This window comes from Gracilibacillus dipsosauri (assembly GCF_003176895.1).
GTDB classification, from domain to species: Bacteria; Bacillota; Bacilli; order Bacillales; family Amphibacillaceae; genus Gracilibacillus; species Gracilibacillus dipsosauri.
The window spans coordinates 123,536-141,317 of the sequence record NZ_QGTD01000020.1 but is presented as its reverse complement, the minus strand read 5'-3'; the positions used below and the strand labels follow the sequence as shown (position 1 = coordinate 141,317).

Sequence of the window (17,782 nt, the reverse complement as noted above, 5' to 3'; positions counted from 1 at the left end):
TAAGAAAAATATATAACAACTTAAAGGGGTGGCGAAAAATGAAGAGATTTTATTTGTTTATTGCTATTTTAGTAATGATGGTTCTTTCTGCCTGCGGAACAGGTAATGAAAAAGAGGAGGCTTCAGCAACGAAAGAGGATGCTGTCTGGAGTGGGATCGAAAAAAGAGGTAAAATTATTGCTGGGACATCTGGTACATTAGTTGGAGCTTCTACATATGAGGAAGGTACAGACAAATTAACAGGATATGACGTAGAGCTGATGCGCGAGATAGGTAAGCGATTAGGGCTTGATGTTAAGTTTGAAATCATGGGAATTGACAGTATGCTACCGGCTATCCAAAGTGGAAGAATAGACGTTGCTGTAAATGATATTGAGATAACAGACAAACGAAAAAAACAATTTGCATTTTCTAATCCATATAAGTATTCCTACACGACAATGGTTGTTCGTAAAGAAGATAATTCTGGAATAAATAGCTTAGAGGATTTAGAAGGAAAGCGTGCTGGTGGTGGAGCAACAACAATTTTTAGTCAAATTGCGGAGCATTTTGGTGCAGAGGTTGTCACCTATGGGAATGCACCAAACGAGGCATATTTAAGAGATGTGCACAATGGGAATACAGACGTGATTGTCAATGACTATTATTTATCAAAATTTGGTGTAGCGGCATTCCCAGAGTTTGATATAACCCTTCATCCAGATTTGAAATTTCATCCAACAGAACAAGCTGTGGTAATGGATAAAGAAGCAACGGTATTACAAACAAAAATAAACGACGCATTGCAAGAGATGCGTGAAGATGGTACATTATCTGAATTAGCAATAAAATTTTATCAAGAGGATGCCTCTAAAAAACCTGAAGGTGAAATTGAGGAGATTGAAGGTCTTGATCTATAAGGTGTGAAATATAAATGCAAGATTTTTTTGATGTCAAACTAGCATTAGAAAATTTACCATTTATTTTAGGCGGGCTCCCGATGACTATTGCTGTCTCATTCGTAGCAATGGGATTAGGGCTCGTGCTAGGGCTATTTATTTCCTTAGCTAGAAGCTCAGAATATCTTATATTGCGTTATCCGGCTAGAGTCTATATTTCTTTTATGCGCGGAACACCAATTCTAGTGTTTTTGTTTATTTTATATTATGGATTACCAATGGTTGATTTAAATTTATCGGCATATCTAGCTGCAGTTTTAGGGTTTGGCCTTAATAGTGCTGCATATATTGCTGAGGTAATTCGTTCTTCCTTAAACAGCGTACCAAAAGGACAGTGGGAATCGGCAAAGGCTCTTGGATTTAATTATTGGCAAACATTAATGAAAATTATATTACCACAAGGAACGAGAATTGCAATGCCACCGTTGACCAATGTTTTTTTAGATTTAGTAAAGGCAACCTCTCTGGCTGCAGTTATTACAGTGCCTGAACTTTTCCAAAAGGCGCAAATTGCAGGTGGTCGTACATTTGATTCCTTAACGATGTATATATTAGTTGCCCTTATATATTGGCCGCTTTGTATTATCATTGCCTATTTTCAAGAAAAAATGGAAGAGCGTTTTAGTAGATATGTGAAATAGAGGGACAAATCAATGATTTGTTCTTTTTTTCACATTTAAGATACATACAATTACTTATGATTAGTGAATTCCCTTTATGGCGTAAATGAACAAGAAAAAAACTTGATCACAAAAAGGAAATATAGTCAACAGGGTAAAGGCTACACTGTATAATTAGCATGCACTATTTCTCTAACATAACTATTTTCCCATTTTTCCTTTAGAAAAATTGGCTTAAATAGCTATGATTGCGTCTCCAAGTTGCTTTACTATATAACTAACCAATTGGTTGTTAGTATTTCAATGGTTTGATGAAGGGTGGGGCGTTATGCTAAAGGTTGCTGTTGTAGGAGTTAACAAAATCGGGAAGCTTCATTGCCAATTTTATCATCAACATAATGACACTGAGCTCGTAGCCGTTTGTGATTTGATTAAGAATCGTGCACAGCAAATGGCAGAAACGTATCATACAGCATGTTATACGGATCTAGAAAAAATGCTCGAAACTGAGGAAATTGATATTGTAAGTATCGCGACTGCAGGGGTAGAAAACGGTAGTCATCATTTTAAGCCGGCTATGACTGCAATTAAAGCAGGAAAAGATGTGTTAGTGGAAAAGCCAATATCTAATAGTATCGAGGAAGCACGTGAAATGGTGCAATTTGCAACACATCAAAATGTACGTTTTGTATGTAATTTAAACCATCGATTTGTCCCTATAGCTAGTAAAGGAAAGAATTTAATCGACAATGGTAGTCTAGGAGCTTTATTATTTCTTAATATGAAGTTAACGATCCAAAATCCAAAGGACATGACAGAGTGGTTCCATATGAGGGCATTGCATCCACATTCAATTGATGTTATGCGTTACTTTGGAGGAGAAATACGTCGTGTACAATCTTTTATGACAAAAGCTCCCGAGAGAAACACATGGTCTACTGTTTCGATAAATATGGAATTTGCTTCAGGAGCAGTTGGTCATCTAACGGGAAGCTATGACATGTCTAGAATTCATCCGATTGAATATTGCGAAGTTGGTGGAACGAAAGGTCGTTTTGAAATAGACAATGTGTTCGAACGATTACTGTTTTTTCCACATAACAGAGATGAGATACTTGTGGAACATAATTCTATTTTTTTAGATATTGGAAGCTTCCATGATACCTTTTTGTATCGTTTTGCTGATTTTATCCAACAGGTAAAAGAAGGTGTACCACCTGCTGAAATGAATGCCTCTAGCCATGATGCTCTTGCTGTACAGGAAGTGATCGAAGCCGCTATTCAATCTCAAAAAAATGGTGGGGAAGTAGTGGATATTTCAAATGTCCAAGGAAAATCAAATGTCCAAGGAAAATCAAATGTTTAACTTATAAAATGTAAGCGATTACACGATTCGACAAAAACTATTTTATAAAAGGAAGTGAAAAAATGGGGCGTGTTAATTATCTTACGGTAATAGTTTGGTTTTTACTATCTTCGTTTCTTCTTTTCGGGTGTAGTAGCTCAAATGAAGAAATAACAACTGATGAAAAAGAGAGCACAGAAGGTGAGGCAAGTAATGAAGAAATGACAGAAATTACATTGTTAATGGGAGAGGCAGATGATACGGAAGGTTTTAGAGCGGTAATGGAGGCGATGGAAGAGGATATTGGGATCAAAACAAAAATTGAATTACGTCCAGGAGGACCAGAAGGAGAAAATATTGTAAAGACTCGTCTCGCCACTGGGGAAATGTCGGATATTTTATTATTTAATTCTGGATCATTGTTAATGGCATTAAATCCGGAAAAATATTTTGTCGATTTGTCGGATGAGCCATTCGTTGACAAAATAATGGATTCTTATAAAGAGGTAGTGAGTGAAGAAGGAAAAATATACGGTATTCCAGAAGGATCGAGTCAAGTAGGAGGCTGGTTATATAACAAGCGTGTCTATGAGGAACTAGACTTAGAGGTTCCGAAAACATGGGATGAATTAATGGAGAATAATGAAAAAATTAAGGAAGCTGGTAAAGTACCTGTCATCGGTACCCATGGTGAAATTTGGACTTCTCAATTACCGATTCTTGCTGATTTCTACAATGTGCAAGCAGAGGTGCCAAATTTTGCAGAGGAATACACTGCTGGAAAGGCGAAATTTTCTAATACTCCAGAAGCTCAAAGAGGATTTGAAAGAATACAGGAATTATATGAGCGCGGTTTTATGAATGAGGATTACACTGTTGCAGAATATGGTCAAGGTAGACAAATGTTGGCGGAGGGGGAAGGAGTTCATTATCCAATGCTAACCCAAGTATTAGAAAATATAAATGAAGATTTCCCTGAGCTAGTAAATGATATTGGTATTTTCCCACAGCCTAGTGATGACCCTAGTATTAATGGGTTTACTGTTTGGATGCCGAATGCATATTTAATTAACAAAGATTCAGAAAAGGTGGAAACAGCAAAAAAATGGATGGACTATTTCCTGTCAGATAAGGCAATAAAGCTTTACGAAGAAAACTCGAAAAGTATTGGACCGTACGTCATAGAGGGTGTTGAGCTTCCAGAGGATTCGTATACTGCGGTAAAAGACGTAGTGCCTTACTTTGAGTCAGGGGATGTCGCACCTGCATTAGAGTTTGTCTCTCCAATCAAAGGGCCGAACTTGCCCCAAATATGCACAGCTGTAGGCACTGGACAAATGACAGCAGAAGAAGCTGCTGAAATGTACGATGATGATGTTGAGAAACAAGCGAAACAATTAGGGATGGAATGGGACTAAGGTAATCATGAAACAGTTATTCCCGTTCTGACTCTAAAGGAATTTTACTTTCTGATAGAAAGGAGCTGACATAGATGAATAGTTCGGCCAAGAAAATGTACCCATTCGTTTTTCTCATTCCTGCCGCACTTGTTTATTGTACTTTCTTCTTGTTTCCAACATTAATGGCGTTCTTCTACAGTATGACATGGTGGACATTAGATGATTGGGAATTTATTGGTTTTGAAAACTTTGTGCAGTTTTTTCAAGAGCCTTCCTTAAGAATTGGGTTCCGTAATACATTGATTTATGCTTTCACGACAATGGGCGGAAAGGTGATACTTGGTTTATTCCTTGCAGTATTCCTATGTTCAAAAATAAAGAATAAAGATTTTCTTCGTTCTATTGTATTCTTCCCTGCATTGTTAAGTACGATTGCTGTAGGTTTTACTTTTAGCGCATTAATGCACCCAACAGATGGGATTATTAATAAAGCATTATCATTAGTAGGGATAACAGGACCTAATTGGCTCGGAGATGCAAAGATAGCATTATTATCAGTTGCGATGACAGATATATGGAAAGGGGTTGGGATTGCTACTGTTATTTTTATTGCAGGGATTATGGCGATACCAAATCATTATTATGAAGCATTAAAAATAGATGGTGGGAATGCGTTGCAATCGTTTTTTTACATTACCTTACCACTTTCACGACCAGCCTTAAATACTGTAATCATTCTAGCATTAATCGGTGGATTGCGAACCTTTGACTTAGTATGGGCGATGACTGGTGGTGGGCCAGGCTTTAGCTCTGACCTTTTAGCATCGATTGTCTACAAACAGTATGCAAGTGGCTTTTTCGGTCTTGCAACTGCAGGTAATGTCCTATTGTTTTTGTTTGTTGGTTTTATAGCTTTCCCAATCTTCAAACTGCTTAATCGGAAAGAGGTGGACCTATGAGTGGGAAACAAGAAGGGGTTATAGAACAAGCAACTACACGATTAGAAACAAAGAAAAAAGCTTCGAAGAAGTGGTTTTTGTTTGAGACTTTCGCTGTTTTATTTGCTGCTATCTTTTTTGGAATTCCATTTTATTTTGTGATTATTAATTCCTTTAAAAATAGTGCAGATGCAGCGAAATTGAGCCTAGCATGGCCAGAGGCATTTCAATTTTTCGCCAACTATAAGGAAGTATTAACATTAAATGACGGGGTCGTATTGAGGGCATTTTTGAATAGCTCTCTTATTACAATCGCATCGATTATAATCATCATTTTTATTTGCTCGATGGCAGGCTTTGTATTATCACGCAGACAAGGAATGGCAAAAAAACTCAATTACGTGATTCTAATGGGGCTGATGATTCCTCCAACCATTGTTCCTACTATTTGGGTGTTACAACAGTTAGGACTTTTTAAGTCATTTCCAGGCATTATTTTACTAGAATCTGCGTTGCACTTTTCATTTGCTTGTTTATTGTATACGGCCTTTGTTGCTACCATTCCACGAGAACTTGATGAAGCAGCATTGATGGATGGATGTGGGCCATTTCAATTATTCTTTAAGATTATCTTTCCATTATTAAAGCCAGTAACTTCTACGGTTATCGTATTATCTTCCATACAGATTTATAATGACTTTGAAAATATGCTCTATTTCTTTCCAGGTGCGGAAAATGCCACCGTCCAACTAACACTTTATAACTTTACGGGTGTTTATGGAACATCTTATCACTTATTGTTCGCAGACGTATTGTTGATTTCCATCCCACCGTTAATCTTGTTTATTTTCTTCAATAAAAAAATAGTAGATGGAATGACTGCTGGGGCAGTGAAAGGCTAAAAGGGGTGTCGTAAATGACCTAGTGAAAGGCGTAATAAGCTATGCGGGGCCTATTGCCACCTTATATGCTAGGAGTAGTAGTCTAATGAAGGAGGAGAAAAAATGAAATTAGGCGTTAATTCCGTTCTTTTTAGTGGATACGATCTAAAGACAGCCATTCGATACATCAAATTTTGTGGCTATGACGGTATCGAACTATCATCTATTGTAGGCATGGTGGAGCATTTGACAGATACAGCAAGTGATGCAGAACTTGCTGAAATAAGGAAAATGGTAGAAGAGGTTGGACTTGATCTTTATTGTGTCGAGGCTGCAACAAATATACTTGTTGCCGAGAACCGTGAACGAACCAAAAGAGTTTTTGAACGTGCCGCCAAACTGGGAATTCCGATGGTAACAACAGGAAGTGGTGGAAAGTCTGATGATGAAGAAAGCACAGAAGATTCCATCCGAGCGATTGAAGAATTAACACAGGCAGCAAATGATATGGGTATACAATATGCATTAAAATTACACTATGGGCAAAGTATTTACAATACGAAAACAGCTCTTCGGTTGATGGATGAAGTGAAACATTCAGCATTAGGATTGAATTTTGATGCTACCCATGTTGGTCGTGTGGGAGACGATCCAGTCGAAGCATTGGATGTTCTGTCAGATCATATTATTCATTCACATATCCGTGATACCTTTATGGAACAACTACAGATTGCTTCCCCTGAATTTCAAACAGCAGGTAGGGGAACCGTTCCACTAAAAGAAGTGGTGGATAAAATGACGGAGGTCGATTATCAAGGGGCGACAGTATTAGAGATAATTGGAGCAAAGGACTACGAATTACCTGAGATTACGGCGATTGCCGCAGAAAGTAAAGGATACTTACAGCGTTTAATCGAAGAGGCGAAGGAAAAGAGGGGGGAATTCCAGTGTTAAAAGTAGCAGTTGTCGGTGTTGGTAATATCGGAAAAATACATTGTAAATATTATAGTGAAAATCCAGATGTAAAATTGGTTGCGGCATGTGATTTAATCGAAGAGCGTGCACAAGCTATGGCTAATCTGTACGGAATCCAGGCGTATCAAGATATGGCGACAATGCTGAAGGAAGAGGAAATAGATATTATAAGTATTGCTACAGCGGGAGAGGAAAATGGTGGAGATCATTATACTCCTACCGTAATGGCAATAGAAGCAGGAAAAGATGTGCTCGTGGAAAAACCCATTTCCAATAATATCGAAAAAGCTCGCGAAATGGTTCGACTTGCCTCTCAGAAGAATGTTCGCCTAGTAAGTAATTTAAATCATCGTTTCGTTCCAGTAGCTTATAAAGGCAAAGAATTAATCGAAAAAGGTGATTTAGGCACAATACTTTTCGTAAATATGAAACTAACGATCCAAAACCCGAATGAAACAAGTCCATGGTTCCACTTACGGGCACTTCATCCACATTCGATTGATGTGATCCGTTATTTTGCAGGTGATATTAAACGAGTGCAAGCTTTTATGACAAAGGCACCTGGGCGAAATATTTGGTCAACCGCTTCCATTAATCTAGAGTTTGCCTCTGGCGCTGTTGGTCATTTGACTGGTAGTTATGATATGTCTGGTCGTCATCCGATAGAATACTGTGAAGTGGCTGGGAATAAAGGGCGATTTGTTATTGACAATGTCTATGAAAATTTCACGTATTATCCACATGAGAATGAAGAATTACTAGTTTTGCGGAATTCTATCATGACCGGTGTTGGTAGTTTTCAAAAGACATTTAAAAATAGATTAGACCATTTTATCAAGCAAATATTAGATGAAGTAGAACCCGACAATATGGAAGCATCAGGTGTGCATGCACTCGCTAGTCAGGAAGTAATCGAAGCAGCTATTCAATCACAAATGGCAAATGGTAAGGTTATGGAAGTTCCCAAAATAGATAAGGAAATTTAACATAAACCATAGCATGAATTCGTAAGCGTATTCGATTAAACGAACAATAAGATTGTCTAAAATCAGTGGGGACGACGAAGCCCCCACTGATAAAGGTCTCCTATTATCAGCGAATAATTAATTATTTTGTGAATTAGCTTGGCAAATTCTAACGAGTAAAAAAATGATTGTGAAAGGAGTGGGATGTGAATTGAGGATAGAAAGCAGTTTGTATATGGAAGAAGAAGAGTTTCCATTCTGGATTGACCATACTGTTCATACAACCCGTAACACACCACCAATACACGCACATGATTTTATTGAGTTAGTTTATGTCACAGAAGGCGAGGCGGAGCATCTTTTTGAAGGGGAGCACTATCCATTATCAAAAGGGGATGTCTTCATCATTAATCCTGGGGAAGTACACACCTATCAAGTCAAACCAAATAGTGAATTAGGGATTGTTAATTGTCTTTTCATGCCTAGCTTATTTAATGAAGCATGGTTACGTGGACTAGGAATATCTGAATCGATGGACTATTTCTATGTACATCCATTTTTAGAAAAATGCGAACGATTCCATCGTTGCTTAAAATTAAGAGGACAAGAGGCAGAAGATATTCGAGCTAAGTTAGAAGAACTTGCAGACGAATTTAAAAGTAAAAGAAAGGGATATTCTCCTTTAATTCGCCTACAACTAGTACAGTTGCTTATTGTATTATCGAGAATCTACGTAAGACAAAACGTTATTACAGAACCATTAAATGTTAAAGCACATGAAAGGAAAATGTTTATACAACGGATTTGCGGTTATTTGGAAAGACATTACGATCAGAAGATAACCATTGCTAGTCTATCTGAACTATTCAATATTAGTACTCGTCATTTGAATCGAACTTTCAAGGCGGAGACAGGAAAGACAGTTATTGAGTTTATTCATCACATTCGGATTACAAGAGCAATGAAATTGTTAACAGAGACGAATGAAAAGGTAATTTGGATTGCGATGGACGTAGGTTATGATGATCCGGCATTTTTCACTCGATTATTTACGAGGAAGGTCGGTTGCTCACCTGGAAAATATCGTGATCAAAGTAATGTAGAAACCTTACAAAGTGATCTGCCAGGCTGTTAATCAATTGTATAGGGAGGATTCTATAATGAAAAAACCGAATGTTATTATGTTTGGTATCGATAGTTTAAGACGTGATTATATGAGTAGTTACGGATATCATCGCTTGACTACACCACACATGGACAAAATTGCAAGTGAAGGAGTGTTATTTGAAAATCATTTCAGTCCGAGTATACCGACTACGCCAGCATATGCTTCTATGCTTACAGGTATGGATTGCTTTGGTACGGATGTTGTGGCGTTAAGACATCAAGGAGGCCTAGGAAATCATGTGAAAACATTACCAGAAATTTTGGCGCAACATGATTATAATACAACATGTATTGGTTTTACCAATAACCCTTCTTCAAGAGGATTTCAAAAATACTTAGAATATGAAGCATGGCAGCCTGACGAAACAGGAAGATGTCCAAAAGCCGAAAATTTGAATGAAGTAGCTATTCCTGAATTAAAGCGGCTGAATAAAGAAGATAAACCATTCTTTTTATTTTTAAGACATATGGATCCTCACTCACCGTATTTGCCACCAAGACCATTTGAACGCATTTTCTATGATGGTGATGAAAAAGATCCAACCAATCAATCGATGGAACCTGTGTATAACTTTAAACCACATGCAGACTTTTTTAAGTCATGGATTCCACAAGGAGTTACCGATCAACGCTATGTATGCGCCCAATACGAAGGCGCTATAGCCTATATGGATGCATGTATTCAGCATATTTTTACTACGGTAGAAGAGTTAGGAATTGAAGAAGAGACATTGATCGTGTTGACATCAGATCACGGTGAGACATTATATGAGCATGAATGCTTTTTTGATCATCATGGCATGTATGACAATTGTTTAATTGTTCCCCTCATTCTTAAGTTCCCTGGACAATTAACGGAAGGAAAACGTATCACAGATACTACGGTGATCCAAGATATAACACCAACTATTTTAGAGTTATTAGGGATTGAAACAGATATTGCTTTTAATGGACAAAGTCTAGCCCGTGCTATAAAAGGGGAGGAATTGGCACCAATAGCAGAGTTTTATATCACGGAATGTACATGGATGAGAAAGCATGGCTGGCGTACACCAGAATGGAAGCTGATCCAAGCATTGGAGCCAGATTTTCATTTTAAACCAGAAATAGAATTATATCATTTGGTGAAGGATCCTGAGGAAATTCATAATCTAGCTAGTGAAGAACCTGAAATGGTAAACGTTTTACAGCAAAGAATGAAAAATTATATTGCTGAACGTGAAGCAGAGACCGGAAGGGTAAATCCTATCTATACAAATATTCATTATCACGGATTAGAGGAAGGACCACTAAAATCTTCTCAAGAAGCTTATGATAAGTTATATCTTGGTTCGATATCCAATGCACGAAAGATTCAAGCCAAATAAAGAGACTGGGACAATAGGGGAGAATGAGAACCTGAACCAGCTTGACTCTGCCACTTTGCAAAGTAAGCAGAATGCTGTGCACAAATATTAATGTTCGTATTTTTCTTCTTCCTACTCTTTTGTCCCGTTCTCTAAAAGGAGGGAAGCTTATGGGGACTTTTGGTATACTTAAAATTCCTGAATGGATAATAAAGTTCATCTATGTTAATCTGTTATGGATTAGTTTTTCTCTAATAGGTTTGTTTCTGTTTGGTTTGATACCAGCTACTATTTCCATGTTTGCGATTTTTCGAAAATGGATCATGGGTGATACAGACATTCCAATACTAAGGAGTTTTTGGTTGTTTTATAAAGAGGATTTTATAAAGAGTAATTTGCTGGGGCTGATTCTGTTTGTTGTTGGAATCACTTTATATATTGATTTTCAATTGCTTCAGCATGCCAGTAATAATGCTTGGATAACGATTATCTCTTACGTAGTTGCCGTGTTAACCTTTATGTATATCTTAACAGCCTTGTACGCATTTCCGGTTTTTGTTCATTATAAAATGTCCGTTATCAGCGTGTTAAAACACTCCTTTTTAACGATGATCGTATCTCCCCTTTCTACATTGATGATAGCTGCCGGAAGTATTATACTATACTTATTGCTCAGGAATTTCTTAGGGCTAGTGGTTATGATAGGACCTAGTCTATTTGCCTTTTTAGTGATGTTTTCTGCATATCAGTCCTTTTCTAATATTTGGCGATTAAAAAGCGTTTAAGTAGTGAGAAATGAATATAATAATAGATCATCTAGTCTTAAAGGATTAGATGATGTTTTGTTGGACAGGAGTAATTCCATTCGACGTTTATTCCTTCACGTCGAATAGAATACTCGTTTATTTTTGTAAAAGTTTCTCGAGTCTTTTGGAGGAAGGATTCTTTAACCAATCCTCCCAGGTTAGCCCTACATACCTTAGAATTTCTTCAATTCTTCTATGGAAGGGAAGACCTTCTTGTTCCAGTTGCATTTCCATCGGGTCTTCTTGCCCTTCTAAAATGCTCTCGATCCAATTATCTAGTTGATTCTCTAGTTTGTCTGCAATCTGAGGATGAGAATGTATTAGATTTACTGTTTCTTGTGGATCGTGGTGCAAATCATATAATTCCCTTGGTGGACGAGAGAAGGGGCCACTGTCTCTTGTACGAATCAATTTGAAACGATCATTCCTTACACCTCTTGCTGCTTGCCATGCACATTCACTTAAATAGATAGTGGACTCTGTTCCGTTAGTTTCCCCCAACATAGACGGCCATAAACTTTTACCATCAATGTCTTTTAGTAATGTGGAAGATAAATCAATTGCTTCCAAGATCGTAGGCATCAAGTCGACTTGTTGAACCATTCCTTTTACTCTTCTTCCTTCAGGGATTTGGTTAGGCCATCTTATAATCAATGGAACTTGTACGGTTGTATCATATAGGCCACAATGATCCCAGTAGATGTCATGTTCTGTTAAACTTTCCCCGTGATCACCAAAAATAATAAGCATTGTTTCTTCCTTAATATTCAGTCTCTCTAAATAGTCATCTATTTCCCTTAATTTATCATCTAAGTAGCGTACTTCTGCATCATATAATGCATTGACGTATTCAGCATCTGTGACAGGACCTAATAAGTCAAAATGATGATGTTTAAAAAAAGGATAGGCTAAATGACTATAGGCTGGTTCCATACTCTTGTTTTGTTTATCATAAGGGTCTTTGCTGAAATCATAAAAATTTTTCACATATTCTTTTGGAGGTAAGTATGGAGTATGAGGATCCCAGTAATGAAGGAATAGAAAAAAGTCTTCATCTTTGTGCTCCCTGAGCCAAGGTTTCGCCAGTTCATTTATCGTGGCACCGTCGATCCAACGTCTATTTCCAACACTATTAATATAGTAACGAAATCCTCGTGCAAACCATTCTTTTAATTGGTATAAGTTATCTACAGCACCAGTTGTAAATCCAGATTGGCGTAACATAGTGGGTAGCCATTGTGTAGATTTAGAAAGGATACTTAGTTGTGATCCGTGCGAGACTACTCTTGTTCGCAGTCCTACTTTTCCAGTGAAAATGGATGTATGAGCAACTTCTGTTGGTATATCAGATGCAAATGCTTTTTCAAACAGCACGCCTTCTGAGGCAATTTGATCAAGATAAGGACTTGTTGGTTTACTATATCCATAGCAACCTAATCTGTTTGCTCTGAGAGAATCAAGTGAAATCATGATGATCTTCAAAAAGACAACCCCCTTCTTCTTGTCATGATATCTTCATTCTAGCTAGATTAGATCTTGTTATCGACACGGATCAAGCCATGTTCATGGTCAATTGCGCCAAGATGGCTCTAAATTTTTTAAAGTAATTCTCTCTTGTTGATGATAAAATGAAAAAAGAAAATCTTACTATAGAAAGGAGATAATTCTATTGATAAACATTCAATTAATGAATGAGCAGGATTTTGACTTTTTCACAGATATGTTATACGAGTCGTTTTACATTCCAGAAAATAAGCCTTCCAAGGAAGTGTTATTAACTTCATCCCAGTTGAAAAAATACAGTGAAGGTTGGGGGAGAGAAGGGGATAGAGCCATTATTGCTTATACGAATGAAGGTAATCCTATCGGGGCAGCTTGGTATCGTTTATTTACAAAAGAAAACCAAGGTTACGGCTATATCGATGAACAAACTCCTGAATTAGGTATTGCGATTAGTAGTGAAGGAAGAGGAAAAGGAGTTGGAACCATACTCATGAAAAGTTTAATCAAGTCGGCTAATGATGATGGTTTTTCCTCCTTATCACTAAGTGTCGACCCAGATAATTTAACAGCATTACACTTATATCAAAAATTAGGATTTCAAAAATGCGGTGAGTCTGGGACTTCTTGGACAATGGTTTTAGCCATTAATAGACCCCATCTTAGATGAGCATTTACTGTTTTATACCGATAACTCGCAGCCTTTTATAATCTGCTACCCATTTTCCATCGATATACAACTTATCTTTTACTTCGGCTTCAATACTTTCTAGTGTTTTCACCATCGCTTGTGTATCCATATCTATAAACATATTAGAAGCGAACATTTCGATCCAATTTCTTAAGCCATCCTCACCATGAAGAACGGTAGGTCGATCAAAGTGATGAGCAAATACAACTCGAAATCCTACTTTCTCCATTAGAGCAGAGTATTGACCAATACTAGGAAAATACCATGGGTAACGATCAGAATTCTCACTAACTTTTAAATGTTTTTTCAATTGGTCAGTTATAGTTTGAACATTACCTTGACCACCAAATTCTGCTACAAATCTTCCTCCAGGCTTTAAAGCATGGTGAATGTTGCGAAGGGCTATTTCAGGTTGTTTTACCCAATGAAGGGTAGCATTGGAAAACACAGCATCAAACTCATTGGAATAGTCCAGTTGTAGGATATCTTGTACTTGGAAATGAATATTAGGATATTTTGCTCTTGCTTTGTTGATCATATTTTCCGATTGGTCGACTCCGATGACATTTGTCCCGTATTTCGAGATTCTCTCAGCTAAATCCCCTGTACCACAGCCTAAATCAAGAATATTTTCCCTTTTCCTTGGTGCTAAAAGATCAATGACATCCTCTCCGAATTTTGAGACAAATACATGCTTTTGGTCATATAATGTTGCATTCCAAGAGTCAATCGCCATGAAACCCCTCCCACTTAAAATTATAAATAGTATATAAGTAATAAAAAAAGTTTTCAATCAACTTCCAATCGATAAAGCAATATTTAGCCATTTTGGAAGGAGTTTTGAGTATGTATAGAGAATAAGCTATTTAAGGGGGAAAAACAATAAAAAGTTTTTTCGGGAGGTTCCTTTTATGAATAAACAAGTAAACAGCGTGAACTATAAGTGAATTTTATAATGCTTAGAAAGTTCCCTTCAATGAAACTTGTTTTTGAATAATATAGGATGATCCATCATATGCTATCTTAAAATTGTTTGGTTTCGAAATAGGTACAACTGTTATAAAGGTAGGTTGATTGGATTGAATATCGCGGACATCATGACAATTATTGGTTTTATCTTTGTTACGGTAATATTGCTTGTTCTAATCGTGATGGGAATCTATCTATACCTAATAGACCGATCGCAAAAACAACACCCTGTACTAAGAAATTATCCTGTAATCGGACGTATCCGTTACTTTTCTGAAAAAATTGGACCAGAGCTCAGACAATATTTTTTTAACAATGATAATGAAGGAAAACCTTTCTCGCGTAGGGATTACCAACATATTGTTCGAAAAGCAAAATATAAGCGTGATGTCATTGGTTTTGGATCACAAAGGGACTTTGAGGAAGCGGGTTTCTATATTCGCAATTCATTGTTTCCGAAGCTAACAGAAGAGTTAAAAATGGATCATGATACAAGGGTAGCTACATATCGTTATTTGCTGTTAAAGGATCCCTTGTTTATGGATAGAGAAGAAAAGCTTGAAAAACATGAATCAGAAGCTTATTTATTACCAGAAGAGGATGCAATAGTAATTGGAGAAAAAACGACACATCCCTTCATAGTAAGAGGGCAAATTGGGATGTCTGCTATGAGCTATGGTTCGCTTGGAGAAAAAGCAATTACGGCTTTGTCTGAAGGGCTAGGTATTGCTAAAGGTACTTGGATGAATACAGGGGAGGGGGGATTATCTGAATATCATTTAAAAGGTGGGGTTGATATTATTATGCAAATTGGCCCCGGCCTATTCGGTGTTCGGGATAGGGATGGTAACTTTGATTGGGATGAACTACTTGAAAAGAGTAAACTACCTCAAGTTAAAGCATTTGAAGTAAAGCTGGCCCAAGGAGCGAAAACACGTGGTGGTCACATTGATGGAGAAAAAGTAACAGAAGAAATCGCAAGAATTCGTCGTGTTGAGCCATATAAATCTATAGATAGCCCTAATCGTTTTACTGATTTTAGCGATATTCCATCATTGTTTGGATTTATTGATCAAATTCGTCAACATACTGGCAAACCTGTTGGTATGAAGATTGTTGTTGGCAGTCCTGATGAAGCAGATGAATTAGCACGAAGTATCCGCGATTTAGCTACCGGTCCCGACTTTATTACAATTGATGGTGGTGAAGGTGGAACAGGAGCATCCTACCAAGAGTTAGCTGATAGTGTTGGCCTTCCGATTCGGTCTGCATTACCACTAATTGATGAAGCATTAAAAAAATATGAGATACGAGATCAAGTCAAAATCATTGCCTCCGGAAAATTATTTTCTCCTGATCGTGTAGCTATCGCATTAGCAATGGGGGCAGATCTTATAAACATTGCTCGTGGCTTCATGATAACAGTAGGATGTATTCAAACATTAAAATGTGCATCCAATGCATGTCCTGTTGGTGTAGCAACAACAGATCCAGAATTGCAGAAGGCACTCGTCATTGATGAAAAGAAATGGCGAACAGCTAACTATGTTATAACGATGAGAAAAGGACTTTATAGAGTAGCCGCTGCGGCTGGTTTAGATTCTCCAATAAAATTTAATCGCCAGCATGTTGTATATAAGGATGAGAAAGGAAAAATAGAACATTGGTAGAAATAGTATTTAATGAGTTAGTCAAAAATTAGTAACAAAATGGATATCTCAAAGTATGGAAGGCCATTTTGCTCAAGGAATAAGATGAAGATATCCGTTATCAAGGCAATAACAGCCATTTTGCCAGATAATTAAGGTGAAAATGGCTGTTATCCAGTGAATAAACACCATTATACCGAGGAAATCATAGAAAACTAAACCTACATTGTCCTATTATTTTGGGAGGTGATCCATCCAAAAAAAGTCCATACTCACTCTTTCTAAAAATTCTGTAAACATTGTAATTATAATTTTATTCTTTTTTTGACTATGATACTATGAAATAGAATTACTTTAGTTTGAAAGACTTATATGAGAAAAAGAGGTGTCGTATTGATGAAGATTATCGTAGCAGGTGGAGATGGTTTTTGTGGATGGCCTACCGCACTTTATTTATCTAAAAGAGGCCATGATGTTTCTATTATTGATAGCATGGTAAGAAGAAAGATTGATAGTGAGCTACATTCTAATTCACTTACACCAATTGCAAGTCTTGAAGAACGAGTTGCAAAATGGAAAGAACTAACGGGAAAAGAAATCCGAATTTATGAAGGAGATCTTGTGCATTACGATTTCTTAAAAGAAGTTTTGAAAAGAGAAGAACCAGATGCTTTTGTCCATTTTGCTGAACAAAGATCTGCTCCTTACTCAATGATTGATCGAGAACATGCGGTGTATACTCAGACGAATAATGTAACCGGTACACTGAATGTTCTTTTTGGTATAAAAGAATTGGTCCCTGATTGTCATTTGATAAAGTTGGGTACACTAGGAGAATACGGTACTCCAAATATTCAGATAGAAGAAGGCTATATTGAAATCGAACATAAAGGTAGAAAAGATGTACTACCATTTCCGAAACAGCCTGGCTCCTTCTATCACCTGTCAAAAGTACATGATAGCCACAATATTATGTTTGCTTGTAAGATCTGGGGCATCCGGGCGACAGATTTAAATCAAGGAATCGTTTATGGATTAGATACAGAAGAAACACGACTTGATCCCGTACTAACCAATCGATTAGATTATGATGGGGTATACGGTACCGCATTAAACCGATTTATTATTCAATCAACAGTTGGTCATGACCTAACAGTGTATGGAAAAGGCGGACAAACAAGAGGCTTTTTACATATTAAAGATACCGTACGCTGTATTGAAATTGCAGCTGAAAATCCTGCAGATCATGGCGAATTCCGAGTCTTTAATCAATTCACAGAAGAATTTAGCGTTGGAGATTTAGCAAATAAGGTCCAAAATGTAGCACAACAAGAAGGATATCAAGTCAACATTTCGAATTTAGAAAATCCAAGAGTAGAGCTTGAAGATCACTTTTTCCATGCAGAAAATACGAAATTAAAAGATCTTGGATTGGAACCACATTTATTAGATGATGAAGTGATAAGAGAAATCCTTAAAACAGTAGAAAACCATAAGGATCGTGTCATCGAAGCGAATATTTTACCAAAAGTTACTTGGAAATAATATGTTGGCTCTCCTGACAAATTCCAAATTCTGAAGGATGATTTCCG

16 protein-coding genes are annotated in these 17,782 nt (G+C 37.1%); 14 read left to right on the top strand and 2 right to left on the bottom strand.

The window, feature by feature from the left end:
* The first annotated feature begins 38 nt into the window (after positions 1-38).
* From DLJ74_RS18645 to DLJ74_RS18595, 11 genes are all read left to right on the top strand, one after another.
* Positions 39-899 carry a transporter substrate-binding domain-containing protein gene (locus tag DLJ74_RS18645; RefSeq protein WP_109985593.1) on the top strand — a complete coding sequence of 287 codons (861 nt, stop codon included), beginning with the start codon at positions 39-41 and terminating at the stop codon, positions 897-899.
* A gap of 14 nt (positions 900-913) precedes the next feature.
* Positions 914-1,579 (top strand): amino acid ABC transporter permease, encoded by a 666-nt coding sequence (locus tag DLJ74_RS18640; RefSeq protein WP_109985592.1) that lies wholly within the window; start codon positions 914-916, stop codon positions 1,577-1,579.
* A gap of 307 nt (positions 1,580-1,886) precedes the next feature.
* The gene (locus DLJ74_RS18635; protein ID WP_109985591.1) at positions 1,887-2,924 is read left to right on the top strand and encodes a Gfo/Idh/MocA family protein; all 1,038 of its coding nucleotides are present in this window, start codon (positions 1,887-1,889) and stop codon (positions 2,922-2,924) included.
* 62 nt (positions 2,925-2,986) lie between these two features.
* Positions 2,987-4,321, top strand: a complete 1,335-nt coding sequence (locus tag DLJ74_RS18630) for an ABC transporter substrate-binding protein (protein WP_109985590.1) — start codon at positions 2,987-2,989, stop codon at positions 4,319-4,321.
* A 74-nt stretch (positions 4,322-4,395) separates the two neighbouring features.
* Positions 4,396-5,262 carry a carbohydrate ABC transporter permease gene (locus DLJ74_RS18625; protein ID WP_054861536.1) on the top strand — a complete coding sequence of 289 codons (867 nt, stop codon included), beginning with the start codon at positions 4,396-4,398 and terminating at the stop codon, positions 5,260-5,262.
* Positions 5,259-6,143, top strand: a complete 885-nt coding sequence (locus DLJ74_RS18620) for a carbohydrate ABC transporter permease (protein WP_109985589.1) — start codon at positions 5,259-5,261, stop codon at positions 6,141-6,143. Before DLJ74_RS18625 ends, DLJ74_RS18620 begins: the two co-directional genes overlap by 4 nt.
* Before the next feature lie 102 nt (positions 6,144-6,245).
* The gene (locus DLJ74_RS18615; protein WP_109985588.1) at positions 6,246-7,076 is read left to right on the top strand and encodes a sugar phosphate isomerase/epimerase family protein; all 831 of its coding nucleotides are present in this window, start codon (positions 6,246-6,248) and stop codon (positions 7,074-7,076) included.
* On the top strand, positions 7,070-8,083 hold the full coding sequence (locus tag DLJ74_RS18610) for a Gfo/Idh/MocA family protein (RefSeq protein ID WP_054861538.1): 1,014 nt from the start codon (positions 7,070-7,072) through the stop codon (positions 8,081-8,083). Before DLJ74_RS18615 ends, DLJ74_RS18610 begins: the two co-directional genes overlap by 7 nt.
* 190 nt (positions 8,084-8,273) lie before the next feature.
* The gene (locus DLJ74_RS18605; RefSeq protein WP_181397669.1) at positions 8,274-9,197 is read left to right on the top strand and encodes an AraC family transcriptional regulator; all 924 of its coding nucleotides are present in this window, start codon (positions 8,274-8,276) and stop codon (positions 9,195-9,197) included.
* A 25-nt stretch (positions 9,198-9,222) separates the two neighbouring features.
* A complete protein-coding gene (locus DLJ74_RS18600) occupies positions 9,223-10,596 on the top strand; it encodes a sulfatase family protein (RefSeq protein ID WP_181397668.1) in 1,374 nt (457 codons plus the stop codon).
* A 149-nt stretch (positions 10,597-10,745) separates the two neighbouring features.
* Positions 10,746-11,360, top strand: coding sequence for a YesL family protein (locus DLJ74_RS18595; protein WP_181397666.1), 615 nt, complete (start codon positions 10,746-10,748; stop codon positions 11,358-11,360).
* Between the two features lie 117 nt (positions 11,361-11,477).
* Here the strand turns inward: DLJ74_RS18595 and DLJ74_RS18590 are convergent, their stop codons facing one another.
* Positions 11,478-12,863, bottom strand: coding sequence for a sulfatase family protein (locus tag DLJ74_RS18590; RefSeq protein ID WP_109985585.1), 1,386 nt, complete (start codon positions 12,861-12,863; stop codon positions 11,478-11,480).
* A gap of 187 nt (positions 12,864-13,050) precedes the next feature.
* Between DLJ74_RS18590 and DLJ74_RS18585 the strand changes: the two genes are divergently transcribed.
* Positions 13,051-13,551: a GNAT family N-acetyltransferase gene (locus DLJ74_RS18585; protein WP_109985584.1), complete on the top strand. Its 501-nt coding sequence runs from the start codon at positions 13,051-13,053 to the stop codon at positions 13,549-13,551.
* 4 nt (positions 13,552-13,555) lie between these two features.
* Here the strand turns inward: DLJ74_RS18585 and DLJ74_RS18580 are convergent, their stop codons facing one another.
* Complete coding sequence (locus tag DLJ74_RS18580; RefSeq protein ID WP_054861543.1) at positions 13,556-14,308, bottom strand: class I SAM-dependent methyltransferase; 753 nt, start codon at positions 14,306-14,308, stop codon at positions 13,556-13,558.
* Positions 14,309-14,651: 343 nt separating this feature from the next.
* Here DLJ74_RS18580 and DLJ74_RS18575 point away from each other — a divergent pair, with 343 nt between their 5' ends.
* Together DLJ74_RS18575 and DLJ74_RS18570 are read left to right on the top strand one after the other, a co-directional pair.
* Complete coding sequence (locus DLJ74_RS18575; RefSeq protein WP_109985583.1) at positions 14,652-16,211, top strand: FMN-binding glutamate synthase family protein; 1,560 nt, start codon at positions 14,652-14,654, stop codon at positions 16,209-16,211.
* Positions 16,212-16,586: 375 nt separating this feature from the next.
* Positions 16,587-17,735: an NAD-dependent epimerase/dehydratase family protein gene (locus DLJ74_RS18570; RefSeq protein WP_109985582.1), complete on the top strand. Its 1,149-nt coding sequence runs from the start codon at positions 16,587-16,589 to the stop codon at positions 17,733-17,735.
* The last annotated feature ends 47 nt before the right edge of the window (positions 17,736-17,782 follow it).